Origin of the sequence: Micromonospora sp. NPDC093243 (assembly GCF_044753725.1) — a bacterium.
Lineage (GTDB): Bacteria > Actinomycetota > Actinomycetes > Mycobacteriales > Micromonosporaceae > Micromonospora.
The window spans coordinates 917,787-931,296 of record NZ_JBIVNT010000001.1 but is presented as its reverse complement, the minus strand read 5'-3'; the positions used below and the strand labels follow the sequence as shown (position 1 = coordinate 931,296).

16 protein-coding genes are annotated in these 13,510 nt (G+C 72.5%); 4 read left to right on the top strand and 12 right to left on the bottom strand.

The features are described 5' to 3' along the window. The first annotated feature begins 8 nt into the window (after window positions 1-8). A complete protein-coding gene (gene argH / locus ACIP9D_RS04215) occupies window positions 9-1,472 on the top strand; it encodes an argininosuccinate lyase (protein ID WP_350871151.1) in 1,464 nt (487 codons plus the stop codon). A 55-nt stretch (window positions 1,473-1,527) separates the two neighbouring features. Here argH and ACIP9D_RS04210 read toward each other — a convergent pair whose 3' ends face one another. From ACIP9D_RS04210 to ACIP9D_RS04185, 6 genes are all read right to left on the bottom strand, one after another. After that, on the bottom strand, window positions 1,528-1,881 hold the full coding sequence (locus tag ACIP9D_RS04210; protein ID WP_350870898.1) for an MmcQ/YjbR family DNA-binding protein: 354 nt from the start codon (window positions 1,879-1,881) through the stop codon (window positions 1,528-1,530). A 106-nt stretch (window positions 1,882-1,987) separates the two neighbouring features. Continuing rightward, window positions 1,988-2,425 (bottom strand): DNA-binding protein, encoded by a 438-nt coding sequence (locus tag ACIP9D_RS04205; protein ID WP_350870895.1) that lies wholly within the window; start codon window positions 2,423-2,425, stop codon window positions 1,988-1,990. A 95-nt stretch (window positions 2,426-2,520) separates the two neighbouring features. Beyond that, window positions 2,521-3,693 (bottom strand): CU044_5270 family protein, encoded by a 1,173-nt coding sequence (locus ACIP9D_RS04200; RefSeq protein ID WP_350870892.1) that lies wholly within the window; start codon window positions 3,691-3,693, stop codon window positions 2,521-2,523. Then, window positions 3,690-4,214: a sigma-70 family RNA polymerase sigma factor gene (locus ACIP9D_RS04195; RefSeq protein ID WP_350870889.1), complete on the bottom strand. Its 525-nt coding sequence runs from the start codon at window positions 4,212-4,214 to the stop codon at window positions 3,690-3,692. Before ACIP9D_RS04195 ends, ACIP9D_RS04200 begins: the two co-directional genes overlap by 4 nt. A 136-nt stretch (window positions 4,215-4,350) precedes the next feature. Next, window positions 4,351-4,734: a VOC family protein gene (locus ACIP9D_RS04190; RefSeq protein ID WP_350870886.1), complete on the bottom strand. Its 384-nt coding sequence runs from the start codon at window positions 4,732-4,734 to the stop codon at window positions 4,351-4,353. Window positions 4,735-4,805: 71 nt separating this feature from the next. Continuing rightward, window positions 4,806-5,744 carry an aminoglycoside phosphotransferase family protein gene (locus ACIP9D_RS04185; protein WP_350870883.1) on the bottom strand — a complete coding sequence of 313 codons (939 nt, stop codon included), beginning with the start codon at window positions 5,742-5,744 and terminating at the stop codon, window positions 4,806-4,808. A 112-nt stretch (window positions 5,745-5,856) separates the two neighbouring features. Here ACIP9D_RS04185 and ACIP9D_RS04180 point away from each other — a divergent pair, with 112 nt between their 5' ends. Then, the gene (locus ACIP9D_RS04180) at window positions 5,857-6,300 is read left to right on the top strand and encodes an OsmC family protein (RefSeq protein ID WP_350870880.1); all 444 of its coding nucleotides are present in this window, start codon (window positions 5,857-5,859) and stop codon (window positions 6,298-6,300) included. A 93-nt stretch (window positions 6,301-6,393) separates the two neighbouring features. Here the strand turns inward: ACIP9D_RS04180 and ACIP9D_RS04175 are convergent, their stop codons facing one another. From ACIP9D_RS04175 to ACIP9D_RS04165, 3 genes are read right to left on the bottom strand one after another with little or no spacing between them, the layout of a single operon-like run. Beyond that, entirely contained in the window at window positions 6,394-8,133 is a 1,740-nt protein-coding gene (locus tag ACIP9D_RS04175; RefSeq protein WP_350870877.1) for a multicopper oxidase family protein, read from the bottom strand. Then, the gene (locus tag ACIP9D_RS04170) at window positions 8,130-8,582 is read right to left on the bottom strand and encodes a DUF6220 domain-containing protein (RefSeq protein ID WP_350870874.1); all 453 of its coding nucleotides are present in this window, start codon (window positions 8,580-8,582) and stop codon (window positions 8,130-8,132) included. The genes ACIP9D_RS04175 and ACIP9D_RS04170 overlap by 4 nt, the downstream gene beginning before the upstream one ends. A gap of 9 nt (window positions 8,583-8,591) precedes the next feature. After that, window positions 8,592-9,581, bottom strand: a complete 990-nt coding sequence (locus ACIP9D_RS04165; RefSeq protein ID WP_350870872.1) for a carboxymuconolactone decarboxylase family protein — start codon at window positions 9,579-9,581, stop codon at window positions 8,592-8,594. 144 nt (window positions 9,582-9,725) lie between these two features. On the opposite strand from ACIP9D_RS04165, the gene ACIP9D_RS04160 reads away from it, so the two are divergent. Next, window positions 9,726-10,856: a sensor histidine kinase gene (locus tag ACIP9D_RS04160; RefSeq protein ID WP_350870869.1), complete on the top strand. Its 1,131-nt coding sequence runs from the start codon at window positions 9,726-9,728 to the stop codon at window positions 10,854-10,856. A 236-nt stretch (window positions 10,857-11,092) separates the two neighbouring features. After that, entirely contained in the window at window positions 11,093-11,755 is a 663-nt protein-coding gene (locus ACIP9D_RS04155; RefSeq protein ID WP_350870866.1) for a response regulator transcription factor, read from the top strand. 88 nt (window positions 11,756-11,843) lie between these two features. On the opposite strand, the gene ACIP9D_RS04150 is transcribed toward ACIP9D_RS04155, so the two are convergent. The 3 genes from ACIP9D_RS04150 to ACIP9D_RS04140 all read right to left on the bottom strand — a co-directional run bounded on the left by ACIP9D_RS04150 (window position 11,844) and on the right by ACIP9D_RS04140 (window position 13,310). Further along, window positions 11,844-12,194, bottom strand: coding sequence for an STAS domain-containing protein (locus ACIP9D_RS04150; protein WP_350870863.1), 351 nt, complete (start codon window positions 12,192-12,194; stop codon window positions 11,844-11,846). A gap of 142 nt (window positions 12,195-12,336) precedes the next feature. Then, on the bottom strand, window positions 12,337-12,945 hold the full coding sequence (locus ACIP9D_RS04145; protein ID WP_350870860.1) for an STAS domain-containing protein: 609 nt from the start codon (window positions 12,943-12,945) through the stop codon (window positions 12,337-12,339). Further along, the gene (locus tag ACIP9D_RS04140; RefSeq protein ID WP_350870857.1) at window positions 12,942-13,310 is read right to left on the bottom strand and encodes a hypothetical protein; all 369 of its coding nucleotides are present in this window, start codon (window positions 13,308-13,310) and stop codon (window positions 12,942-12,944) included. The genes ACIP9D_RS04145 and ACIP9D_RS04140 overlap by 4 nt, the downstream gene beginning before the upstream one ends. Between the last annotated feature and the right edge of the window lie 200 nt (window positions 13,311-13,510).

The following is a 13,510-nucleotide window of genomic DNA, read 5'->3' as shown; positions in this document are numbered from 1 at the left end:
GGACCACAATGGGCGGGGTGGACGACAAGAGCCTGACCGAGAACAGCGCCGCCACCAACCGGACCAGCCTGTGGGGCGGCCGGTTCGCCGGCGGCCCTGCCGAGGCCCTGGCCCGGCTGTCGGTGAGCGTGCAGTTCGACTGGCGCCTCGCCCCGTACGACATCGCCGGGTCCCGGGCGCACGCCCGGGTCCTGGCCGGCGCCGGCCTGCTGGATCCCGAGGAGCTGGGCCGGATGCTGGCCGCGCTCGACGACCTGGAGGCGGCCTGCGCCTCCGGGCAGTTCCGGCCGACCGTCGACGACGAGGACGTGCACACCGCCCTGGAGCGCGGCCTGCTGGAGCGGCTCGGCAGCCTCGGCGGAAAGCTGCGCGCCGGCCGGTCGCGCAACGACCAGGTCGCCACCGACCTGCGGCTCTATCTGCGCGATCACGCCCGCGGGGTGGCCAGCCGGTTGGTCGAGCTGGCCGAGGCCCTGGTCGAGCAGGCCGAGCGGCACGTGGACACCCCGGCGCCCGGGATGACCCACCTGCAGCACGCCCAGCCGGTCACCTTCGGGCACTGGCTGCTCGCCCACGTGCAGCCGCTGCTGCGCGACCTGGAACGGCTGCGCGACTGGGACCACCGCACGGCGGTCAGCCCGCTCGGCGCGGGCGCGCTGGCCGGCTCGTCGTTGCCGCTGGACCCGGTGGCCGTCTCCAAGGAGCTGGGGTTCCGCACGTCCTTCGCCAACTCGATGGACGCGGTCGCCGACCGGGACTTCGTCGCCGAGTTCCTCTTCGTCACCGCGCTGGCCGGGGTGCACCTGTCCCGACTCGGCGAGGAGGTGGTGCTCTGGACCTCGCAGGAGTTCGGCTGGGTGGAGCTGGACGACGCCTTCGCCACCGGGTCGTCGATCATGCCGCAGAAGAAGAACGCGGACATCGCCGAACTGGCCCGGGGCAAGTCCGGCCGCCTCGTCGGCGGGCTGATGAGCGTGCTCACCATGCTCAAGGGCCTGCCGATGACGTACGACCGGGACATGCAGGAGGACAAGGAGCCGGCCTTCGACGCGGTCGACACGCTGGAGCTGCTGCTGCCGGCGCTGGCCGGCATGATCTCCACCATGACGGTACGGGTCGACCGGCTGGTCGCCGCCGCGCCGGTGGGCTACTCGCTGGCCACCGAGGTGGCCGACTGGCTGGTGCGCAAGGGCGTGCCGTTCCGCGACGCGCACGAGATCACCGGCCGGCTGGTCGCGCTCTGCGTGGCGCGGGACTGCGCCCTGGACGAGGTCTCCGACGACGACCTGGCGACGGTCAGCGCGCACCTGGACCCGTCGGTGCGTGACGTGCTCTCGGTCCGTTCGGCGCTCGCCGCCCGGATCACGCCCGGCTCCACCGGCCCCGGCCCGGTCGCCGACCAGCTCGCCGCCGCGGCGGACAAGCTGGCCGGCTGGCGGGAGTGGGCCGCCGAACGGGTCGTTCCCCGCTGAGTCCTGCGCCCGCGCGGTGCCCCCTCGGGCGCCGCGCGGGCACCCTCACGGCTGTTCACACCGTCGGCCGCTCCCGCTTCGGCAGCTTGGCCACCACCGCGTCGTACGACGCGTCGACCGCCTCGGTCAGCTCCTCGTCGTCGATTCCGCCGTCCAGCCGCAGGGTGTTCCACCCGGACCGTCCGATGTAGGGCATCACCCGGGCGTCGGACGGGTACCGGTGCAGCCACTCGTCGGCCGCCTCCCGGGTCGGGCCGCACTTCAACCCGATCGTCGGGTCGGCCGCCGGCGAGCCGAGGAAAGCAAAGATCCGGCTGCCCACCTTGACCACCTCGTCGCCCTCCCACGGCTGGTCCAGCCAGGCGCCCGGCTTCGCCAGGCAGTACGCCAGCATCTCCTCGCGCCGCATCGCGCCCTCCCGTCGGTTGGCTTCCCGCACAGTCTGCCCGAGGTGGTGGGAGCCGTCCCGGGTTGACGCCGCTGTCAGGAGCGCGGGTGGGGCGATCGCGACCTGGTCACTGCCCGGCGGCGGTCGCGCCGGTGCGGTCCGCGAGCCGGTCGAAGCGCTGCCGGGCGGCCTGCGCGCTGCCCAGCCCGAGCCCGAAGGCGATCGCCTGCCAGGTGAGTCCGCGAGCGCGGGCCAGCGTCAACAGGCCCGCCTCCAGCGCGTCGAGTTCGGCGCGGACGTGCGGCAGCAGGGTCAACGCGGCGGTGAGGTCGCCGTCGTCGACCGGATCCTCGCCGTCGTCGAGTTCGGCCCCGCCGGCCGCCAGGGCCGTGACCAGGGCGACGGCCTCCCACGGGTCGGCCACGTACGGGTTGGCGTAGCGACGCCGACGGGTGTCGGTGCCGGCGTGCCGTTCGGTGATCCGGCTGAGCGCCGCGTAGGTGCGGTGGGCCCGCGCCTGAGAGGGGTCGGGCGCGGCGAACGGGTCGTCCTGCTTCTGGGTCATGTACCGATTCCAGTACATGAACCAATCGTTGTCAACAGAATGTTGATAGCCGGCGGCGGCGCGGTAGCGCCGCCGCCGGCTCGGCGTGCGCGAGATCAGTTCTTGACGGCCACCGACGGCGGGTTGTCGTCGGTGCCTTCCGACACCAGCACCAGCTGGTAGGCGAACAGCGCGCCCGGCGCGATCCACGACGCCCGGCCACGCGGCTGCACCGCCCGCAGCTCCTTGCCGAGAGCCTGCCCGGTGTCCGGGTCGATGATCAGGCGTACCTCGACACGGCCGTTGCCCGGGCTGTCCTGCGTGTAGGCGACCGCCTGCCCAGGCCGACCGTGCATGTCGTGCACGACGCCAAGCCCCCGCACCCCCGGCAACGCGGCGAGCACACGGTACGCGGCGGCGCGGACCTCGTTGCTGACCGGCAGGTCGATCACCACGTTGGCGGCGACGGTGAACAGCCACTGGTCGCGGTCCGTGGGCAGGTCACTGCCGCCCCCGTGGAAGCGGCTGAGCAGCGCGTCGCGGAGGGCGCCCGGGTCGGTTGGCAGCGCATCGAGTTGCGCCTGCGACACGTTGCGGTCACCGAGGGCGAAGAGATGGGCCGCGTCGACGGTGTTGCCCTGGATCTTGCCCGGGGCGATCTGCAGGTCGAAGGGCTTGGGCTTGGTGACCCTGACGACGGCCGGAGACCCGCTGCGGCGCCAGGCGTCCTCGTCGGCGGGGGTGGCGGGCGTCGCACCGAGCGACTGCGCGAAGACCCAACTGTGGTCGGTGCTGGAGCGGGCCAGCCAGTACTGGCCGCCGCTCTTGGCGAACATGGTGTAACCGCCGCCGGCGGATTTGACCGGCACCGCGGAGCCGCTCTCCGTCTGGATGGTCAGATAGCGCCCGCCCGCCGGCGGAACGCTGTCGCTGCGTTCGGCAGCCACGAGCAGCAACCGGCTGGAGTCCATCGGCGTCTGCGTGGCCGGCGACGCGACGGTGGGTGCCGCGCCGGGTGCCCGGCGCGGAGCGTCGCCCGGTCCGGTCACCGACACGGCGACGGCGACGGTGGTGACGACGGCCGCAGCCCCCAGCGCCCCGAGCAACGCCACCCGTGGACGCGTGGACCGGCGGTGTCGCTCGGGCCTGGCCTGAGCCTCGACGGGGGAAGCCCCAGCCACGATGGCGGCGACGGCGTCCGCCGTGTGCTCGCCCCGGTTGGACGGCGGGTCCAGCCGCGCCGGCCGGGCCTTGGCAAGCAGGTCCAGTACATCTGTTGAGCGGCTCATCGGATCGACTCCTTCGGGACCAGCCTGACGTTTGGTCGGGGCAACTCCGGTTCGGTGGCGGCCGACATGGCGTCCTTCAAGTGACGCCGGGCGCGATGCAGGCGCACGTAGTACGTCGCTGTGGAGCAGCCGAGGACCCGAGCTACCTCACCCGGCGACAGCCCGTGCCAGGCCACCAGGGTCAACAGTTCGCGGTCGTCGTCGGACAGTCGGGCCAGAGCCGTGAGCACCGCGGCCCGCTCGGCGACGCCGTCCGCCACGTCGGCGACAGACAACTCCTCGGCACTGATCCACGCGCGCATCTCGGCGGCAACGGCCTGCTGCCGCTCCTCCGCGCGGTACCGCTCACTGACGACATTGCGAGCGACCGCGAGCAGCCACGGCAGCGGCGTTGCCATCGGTAACGCCGGCAACCGCCGCCACGCCACCAGGAATGTCTCGGCGACGACCTCGTCGGCCAGCTGGCGACCGGCTCGGGTCACGGCGTACGCGTACACCTGCCGGTGATGCGCCTGGTACACGGCGGTGAAATGGTCCTCCGGTTGGGGTTCTGGCACTGGCTCCGGCCCTTCCTGTCAGAGTTTCTCCGTCACCAGGAAATGACTCGGGCGCGCCGTTTCTTACATCGATCACCGACCGGGGTGAAGGAAGCCGACGTCAGGCGACGCAGAACTCGTTGCCCTCGGGGTCGGTCATGACGACGTGTCCCAACGCGTCGCCGTAGAACTCCTCGCGGACCACCGTCGCGCCGGCGGCCACCAGCTCGGGCACCTTCTGCCGGATCAGCCGGGCACGCTCGGCCATGTCCCAGGGACCGGGGCCCGCCACCCGGACGTCGATGTGCATCCGGTTCTTGGCGGACTTGCCCTCGGGCACCTTCAGGAAACTGATGGCGGGCCCCCTGCCATCCGGGTCGACGATGGACGCGTTGTCGGGCTCGTCGAAACCGGGTTCCTTGACATAGCCGAGGGCAAGCGCCCAGAAGGCGGCGATCCGCTGGGGATCGTCGGCATCGCAGCCCAGGGTCCAGAAGGTCGCCATGGCGTCAACGTACGCGGGCCAGCACACGCTGTCTCGGCACGACAGCCTCCGCGGACCCGGGTCCTGACCTGTCAGCCCAGCAGGGCCCTGGTGACGTCGGCCCGGTTGAGTGCCGCCACGCACCAGGCGAAGTGGCCGTCCCGGCCCGTCGGATCGTAGGCATTCGCCGAGATCAGCGAGTATGCGGCCCGATAGACGAGCATCGCGGCACGGTCGTAGCCCATTCGCTCCTCGATCCGGTCGAGGAGATCCTGTTCGACCTGCGACGCCTCGTGCCCGTACATGTCGAAGATCGCCGCGGCGACGGCCGCGTCGAACGCCGGGTCGCCCTCGGTCGTCAGGAAGCCCCAGTCCAACACCGCGCTCGGCTTGCCCGCGGTGTCGACCAGGACGTTCGCCGGAGTCAGGTCACCGTGGATGACCGCCCGCCGCCCACTGTCGACGTCGAGCAGGCGGCCGGCGAGCGCCGCCGCCTTCGCTTCGAGTCGGTCGACGGCCTGACCCAGCACCGGCCGGAAACGCTCGACCCGGCGTGCCGCGAGCCGCGCGAGTGCCACCGGAAAGTCCTCCCCGGCTGCGAACAGCGGGAAGTCCTCGTCCAACACCGTCAGCTCACGGGCCGCCGCGAGCGTGCCGCCGGCGGCAAGCCCGCAGACCACGTCGACAAGGACCGCGTACGCGTCCTCGCGTCGCACCGCGCCGGCCGCGAGGGCGGCCGACAACGTGGTGCCGGTCAGCCGTCGCTCGATCGTGACCACCCGCCCCTCGACGGTCTCGACCTGCATGATCCTCGGTACGCGAAATGTGAACGCCCTCGTGTCGAGAGCGTCGTAGAACCTCGCCATCCGGCGCGACAACTCGACAGAACCGGCGTACCACAGCTTCGCGACGCGCGACTCGTCGATCTCGTAGACCGCGCCCTCCATCCCCTCGCCCAGTAGCTTGGGAACGGCCGTGCCGGTCCACCGGCTGAGCGCCGTGGCCGCCGGGTCGTCCGAGGTGTGGCTCATCAGGAAATTCTCCTGCCCCCTGAGGCTTGCGGACATGTTCCCCGCCGGATCTTGTCCGACGATCGCTCGGCCGGTGGCCCCGGGACCAGCGGACCTCGGTAGCGTGCCTGTCATGAGTGCGGACACTTTCCGCTCGGTCGAGATCGAGCGCACCAGCATGGGGCAGTACGTCGTGCGGAACAGCCGCGGCGGGTCGATGTCGATGGGCACGGGTGAGGACGGCAGCTTCACGCCGGTGGAACTGCTGCTGGCGGCCATCGGCGGGTGCACCGCGGTGGACGTCGATTACATCACCAGCCGCCGTGCCGAGCCGACCGAGTTCTCCGTCGAGGTCACCGGCGACAAGATCCGGGACGAGACCGGGGGAAACCGGATGGAGAACCTCACGGTCACGTTCACCGTGACGTTCCCGGCGGGCGAGGACGGCGACAAAGCGCGCGAGGCGCTGCCCCGGGCGCTGCAGCAGTCGCACGACCGGCTCTGCACCGTCTCCCGCACGGTCGAGCTGGGCACTCCCGTCTCGACCAGCGTGGCCGCCGGTTCCCGCGAGGACTGAGCTCCTCCGGCGGAGTCGCCGGTGGCGTTCGCGCCCCGGCGACGTCACGCCGACCCCGCGGGACGGGTGAGGTCAGCACTCCACAACGTCGCTTCACGAGTACATCAGGTGCAGTGTCATCCCGGCGTCGGCGTGCGCCAGGTTGTGGCAGTGGTTGGCCCACACCCCGGGGTTGTCGGCCCGGAACCCCACCTCCCAGACGTCGCCGGGACGGACGTCGAACGAGTCCCACCACAGGGGGCTCCCGGTCGCCGGCTCTCCGTTGCGGGAGAGCACCAGGACGTGATGCCCGTGCAGATGCCACGGGTGCACCACCGATGATCGGTTCACGATCGTGAACTTGACGACGTCGCCGAGGCGTACGACCTGCGGCGGGATGTCGGGGTCGGCCGCGCCGTTGACGGTGTGCGCGTAGCGCGGACGCAGTCCGTGCAGGTCGAGGCCGCGATCCAGGACGAGCGTGAACTCCCTGTCGTACCGGGACCACGGCACCGGGAAGCCGACGCCGTAGTCGAGGGGATCCAGCACCGGCCATCCGTCGGTCGCCGCCGACACGCCTCCGGTCGACCACACCGTTCGTCCGTCCACGAACAGCGCCACCGGTGTGGCGGGTGCGGTGAACACCAGGTCGTAGCGGCCCCCGGCCGGGATCAGCACGGAGGTGTCCACGAGCGGGGTGGGGCCCCGCAGGTCGGATCCGTCGATCGCGGCCACCTGGAACGGGGTCCCGGCCAGGGCGTACCGGTGCGTCGTGCTGTCGGTGTTGATCAACCGCAGCCGCACGGGTGTTCCCGCCTGCACCGGCTCCGCCCGCGGTGCGGGCAGTGGAAGGTTGGCCAGCGTGTGCACCGGCACCGTCACGTCGACGCCGGTCGGCGGCGCGGGGCGTACCACCAGGACGCCGTAGAGCCCCATCCGCACGCCGACGTCGGAGACCGCATGCGTGTGGTACCAGTACGTCCCGACCTGATCGGCGCGGAACCGGTAGACGAACTCCTGTCCGGGCAGCACCGCCGCCTGCGTCACGCCGGGCACCCCGTCCTGGCTGTTCGGCACGTCGTACCCGTGCCAGTGCAGCGTGACGCCCCGCCCGATGTCCCGGTTGCGCAGCGTCACCTCCAGGACGTCGCCGACGGTGGCGGTCAACTCCGGCCCGGGAACCTGCCCGTTGAACGCCCACGCCCCGACGTCCCGGCCGCTCACGCTCACCGTGGCGGTCCCGGCCGTCAGGGTGAACCGCCTGGTCGGTTCGCCCACGGTCCGCGCGTCCCGATATTCGTGATCATGGGGTACGGCGGGAGCAGCGTCCGGGGTGGCGGCGAGCCCGGTTCCGGTCACCAGTGCCGCGACCGCCACCGCCAGGGCCACCCGGGACACCGTCGGGGACGGGCGCCGCCCGAGGGCGCGCCAGGACACCGCGGTCGCCGCGACGACCCCGGCGACCGCGAGCAGCCCCACGCCCGGCGACGCCGGATAGCCGTGCAGGACCGTGACGAGCAGGCCGCCGCTCACGGCGTACCCGGCGAAGAGGAGCGGGACCGCGACGGACCGGATGTCGCCCGGGGCCCGCAGCAGCCGCGGCCCGGCGACGGCCACGGCCGCGAGCGACAGCGGGGCGGCGACGAGGACCTTCTCCGCCGCGAACCACCAGCCGGCGCGGGCGAGCGCGGTGATGGTGACCGCGCGGGCCAACGTGGCGAGCAGCGCGAAGGCGGCCAGCCCCAGGGCGAGCGGACGGCGTCGGGCAGCGGACGCGGCGCCTCCGCCCAGCCACCCGGCGGCCGCGAGGACCGCGATCACCAGGTCGGCCGCGAGCAGCGAGCCGACGGTCATGCCGGCTCCCCTTCCCGGACGGCCACCTGGGCGGCGGCGGCCGGCGCCGGGCTGGCCAGTGTGCGCGCTGCCCGGAGGAGACCGACCACGACGTGTACGGCGACGATTCCGTTGATCGCGTGCAGCCCGGCGATGGTCAAGCCGACCGGAGTGCTGGCGCCCACGGCGTCGGTGAAAGCGTTCGCAAGCATGGCGAGGAGCGCCTGCAGGACGACGAGGCCGAGCGGCAGGACCGCCAGACCGACGAGCCGGCCCGGCGCCTTCGCCAGCACGGCGAACAGGATGGTGACCAGGGTGAGGACCGGGATGACCGCCATCCCGGTGACGCTGTGCAGCGCGTACGCGCCGTCACCCGCGGGTTTCGTGAACGCGCCCACGGCGGCGAAGACGAACTGCAGGGCGAACGCGACGAGCAACACCGCACTGACGACGACAAAAGCCTTGCGCATGGTGACCTCCTAGCGGGGAGCCGGGGCCAGTGCCCCGGCGACGTGGTCGGTGGCCGTGATCGCGCCGTAGGCGACCAGCCGCACCAGATCGGCGTCGCCCGGATGGGAGAGCCGCCAGAGGGCGACGTCGCCGATGCTGATCGCGCTCGGCGCGAACGCCGCCAGCAACGCGATCCGCGTCCCGATGCGGTCCGTGCCGGGCACGTCGCGGACCAGATCGAGGGCCCAGTCCGCGGGCCGGGCCGGGAACTTCCCGTTCTCCCAGCGCACGGTGGCCGTGACGGTCTGGCGAGCCACCTCGCCCAGCAGATCCCCGCCGCGCAGGGCGGCGGTCCGCAACGCCGCGTACGCGACGCCGACGGGGCTGTCCCCGGCCCAGCCCGGTGGCGCCGTCCTGTCGGCGCCGAGCAGCGACAGGCCGCGGCCCGGCTCCTTCGGCTCCCGGGCCGCCCTGGCGTGGAGACGGCCGCCGACCGAGCGCACCGCGCGCGAGCGCTGGAGGCCGCCGGGCAGCAGATCCGGGTCGAGCAGCGCCGAGACGACCCGGTTGATGAAGTGGAACGCGAGCAGGGTGCCGGTGACCTCCGGGCGGTACGGGCTGGTCCAGCCGGCGGCTCTCGGGCTGCGGCTGGCCTCGGCCCAGGCGGCGAGCTCGGCGTGCCTCGGCTCCGGTGGCGTCCCGCCCCGGGCGATGGCCTCGGCCAGCTCGTGCTCGCCCAGCGCGTGCAGCAGCATCACGTGGGCGTCGACGCAGAACCGGCAGCGGTTGGCCCGGGACACCGACGACGCGACGAGCTCGCGGTCGACCCGGGACGCGTCCCCGGCGAGCAGCGCCTCGCGCATCAGCGCCCAGGTCGCCGCCAGCACCTCCGGCACGGCCGAGAGCGCCTGGAAGGTGGGCGCCGGCCCGAGGAACTCGTCGCGTAGCTGTTGGTAGACCTCCGCGGTGAGACCGGTCGCCGCCTTCGGGGGAGTGGGGGTGAAGAAGCGGTATGTCATGGGCTCGATGCTCGCCGCGGTGGGACCGGAAAACGTCGTGCCACCGCAGGCACTTGCCCCACCGCCGATACCGCGTCCGCAGTACGCCGCAACTACTGCGCTCGCGGGATGCCCCGCTGACGACGGCCGCTCTACAGTGCGACCATGCGCCGCGATCTGCCGTACGCCCTCAGCGGTCTCGTCCTCGGCCTCCTCCTGCTCGGCAACGCCGCGCTCGCGCCGGACGCCGCGCCGGTGCGGGCGCTCGACGTCGCACTGGTCCTGGTCATGGCGGCGGCCCTGGCGGTGTGCCGGCGCTACCCGGTGGTGGCGTTGATCGCCGTGACCGCGACGATGCTGGCCCTGCATCTGCGGGTGCACCCCGGGGTGTCCGCCGCGTTCCCCGTCCTCGGCGCGGTCTACGTCGCCGCCTGGCGGGGGCACCGATCGGTCACCGCCCTGGCCAGCCTGGTCTTCCTCGGCGGCTTCCTGGCCCGCGACATCTCGGTCGCGCCCGCCGGCCGGCCCGGCCAGCAGATCGTCGAGCGGACCGCCCTGCTGCTGGGCTGGTTCTTCGCGGCCAACATCGCGGGGCTCATCGGCCGGCAGCGCCGCGCGTACCTGGAACAGGTCGAGCAGCGGGCGGTGGAGGCCGAACGCACCCGCGAGGAGATGGCGTTGCGTCGCGCGGGGGAGGAGCGCCTGCGCATCGCCCGGGATCTGCACGACTCGCTGACCCACAACATCTCCGTGATCAAGGTGCAGGCCGGGATCGCCGTGCACCTGGCCCGCAAGCACGGCGAGGAACCGTCGGCCACGCTGCTGGCGATTCAGGAGGCCAGCAGCGCCGCGATGCGGGAATTGCGGGCGACGCTGGACGTCCTGCGCTCACCCTCCGACGAGGACTGCGTCGGGCTGGCCCGGGTGGGCGAACTCGCCGAGCGGACCCGGGCGGCCGGCGTACCGGTGCAGGTGAGCGTCACGGGTCAGCCCCGAGACCTGCCCGCCGACGTCGACCAGGCCGGATACCGCGTCGTGCAGGAGGCCCTGACCAACGTGGCCCGCCATGCCGGCCCCGCCAGCGCGCAGATCCACGTCGAGTACGCCCCGGCGCAGCTGACCGTCTCGGTGACCGACGACGGCCAGGCCACGCCGGCCCGGCCGGTGACACCGGGGGTGGGCCTGCGCGGCATGCGGGAACGGATCACCGGACTGGGCGGCACGCTGGACGCCGCCGCTCGCGACGACGGCGGCTTCGCGGTACGGGCCAGGTTCCCGCTGGACGAACAAGCATGACCGAGCGTTTGCGCGAGGTCCGGCCGGTTCGGTCCGCCACGGATCGTGGCGGCTCCGACCGGAGGGAGGAGCTGGCATGATCGAGCGCTCGCGCGAGGTCCGGCCGGTTCGGTCCGGCACGGATCGTGGCGGCTCCGACCGGAGGGAGGAGCCGGCATGATCGAGCGCTCGCGCGAGGTCCGGCCAGTTCAGTCCGCCACGGATCGTGGCGGCTCCGACCGGAGGGAGGAGCCGGCATGATCCGGGTGCTGCTCGCCGACGACCAGGCCCTGATGCGGGCCGGGTTCCGGGCCCTGCTCGACGCCGAGGACGACCTGGAGGTTGTCGGTGAGGCCACCGACGGCGCTTCGGCCGTCCACCTGTCGCGACGCCTGCGGCCGGACGTCGTGCTGATGGACGTGCAGATGCCGGGACTCGACGGCATCGAAGCCACCCGGCGCCTCGTCGCCGACCCCGACCTCGCCGCGGTCCGCGTGCTCATCCTCACCAACTACGGGCTCGACTCCTACGTCTTCGCCGCACTCCGTGCGGGCGCCAGCGGCTTCCTGCTGAAGGACGCCGACCCGGCCGATCTGTTGCAGGCCGTCGCCGTCGTGGCCCGCGGCGACGCGCTGCTCGCCCCGGTGGTCACCCGCACCCTGATCAGCGAGTTCGTCGCCGGTCCGCCGCCGGCCGACCCGGCGGCCGGACGCGACGTGCTGACCGCGCGCGAACAGGAGATCGTCGACCTCGTCGCCCGAGGGCTGAGCAACGACGAGATCGCCGAACGCATGGTGATCAGCCCGTTGACCGCCAAGACGCACGTCAACCGGGCGATGACCAAGCTGCACTGTCGCGACCGGGCCCAGCTGGTCGTGTGGGCGTACGAGTCGGGGCTGATCACACCGCGTCGCCGGTGAGGCGGGCGAGATTCAGGCGCAGGTACCACTCGCCGGCACGTTCGGACTCGCGATCGGCGAGACTGGCGTTGCACAGGGTGGCGCGGGGTCAGGTCAACAGACCCTCTCCACCGGAGAGCCGCAGCTGATGGCGTACGGTGACCGGCGCCCGCACGATGCCGATCTTCGTTCCGCCACTCGCGTCCAGAATGATCGCGGTGATCATGCCGGTGACGCCCGGGTCGATCTCGAAGAGGCCGGACATGTCGAGCTCCAGTCTCGCCGGCCGGTGCAGGCGCAGGACGTCGCTCAACGCGGTGCGCAGGGCGTCGACGTCGGCACGGCCCACCGATCCGCGCAGAACGAGGGTGACCACGCCTGCCGCCCGGATCATCGACGTGATCGACAAAGCCATCATCGCAGGCCGCGACGTCGGGACGGAATGCGTGCCGGGCTGCACACGTGGAAGACGCCGGCCGGCTCCGGATCGTTCGCGGAGCCGACGGTGGGACCGTCGGGGTACGGCCAGGAAAGCATCACGGTTCTCCGGTTGACGGGATGGGGTTGCAGCGTGGCGATCGGCGGCTCGCCGAGCATGCGGATTACTCGCGGCGGACGACAGCCGGTGCGGCGGTCCCGGACCGCATCGCGGCCATCCCGCGAAGGGCGTCCGCGCGGCTCTCCAGGACCGGGAAGAGGCCGTCGAGCCGCATCGTGTGCAACACGGTCAGCACGAACCGGGACGGCCCGACCAGGCACAGCGTCGCCTTCTGGTGTCGTGCCTCCTGGTGGGCGCGGACAAGCAGGCCAAGCCCGATCGAGTCGATGACCTCCACGTCGGTGAGGTCGACCAGGACGTGCGGTCCGACGTCGGTCGCCTCCAGCAACGCCCGTCGTACCGCCTCTGCCGGGTCGGCCTCGACGGCCGGGTCCTGACCGACGTCGTCCAGGTAGTCGATGCCGAGTATGTGCGCCCGGCTGCCGCCGTGTCCCGCGACAGCCGTGCCGTCGACGCCGTTCGCCTGCAGGCCTGTGCTGCAACGGGGGCAGTGGTGGGGGCCGGAGGCGAACGGCGAGCCGGCCCAGCCGCTCTCGAGCACCAGCGTCCAGACGACCTCCGCGTCGGGCAGCAGCCGAGCGGTCCCGGTGATCGTGTCGCCGCAGCCGTCGCAGATCAGGGTCATCCTCTCCTCCGCCGGCACGACGGTCATCGCCTGTCCTCTCGATCGTTGCTGGCCTGCGGCCGGTCGGCGGGTCGGCGGGCCAGGCGTGAGTGCCCGGCGGCGCGGGGACCACGTCCGGCGGCGTCGTCCGTGCGGCGTTGCCCGCCGGTGACGAGGGCCAGAACCACCGCGACGCCGGCGCAGCCGGTCTGGACGGCCAGCCGCAGGGTGCTGAGTTCGTCCACGTCAGCGCTGGCTACGCGGACGACGATGGAGCCGAGCAGTGCGGCGGCCACGCCGAGCGCGAGGGTCAACCAGACCGGCGCGGCCTTGCGCCCCGGCAGGACCAGCCGTCCGGCCGTCCCGATCGCGAGCCCGACGACGAGGGCACTGATGAGAGCATCGCCGGTCACTGACTTCTCCTGTCCTTGCGTCATCCACCGCTCAGGGTTCGGTCCGCCCGGCCGCGCGCCGGCATCGACTCCTTCAGACTGCGCGGTACGAATGCAACCCTCGGTGAGGATCTTGGAGGTGGTTGCGCGGTCGGATGACAGTTGTGTGACAAAACCCCAGGACAACGGGCACGGTTGGGCGACGCGACGCCGACCCGGAA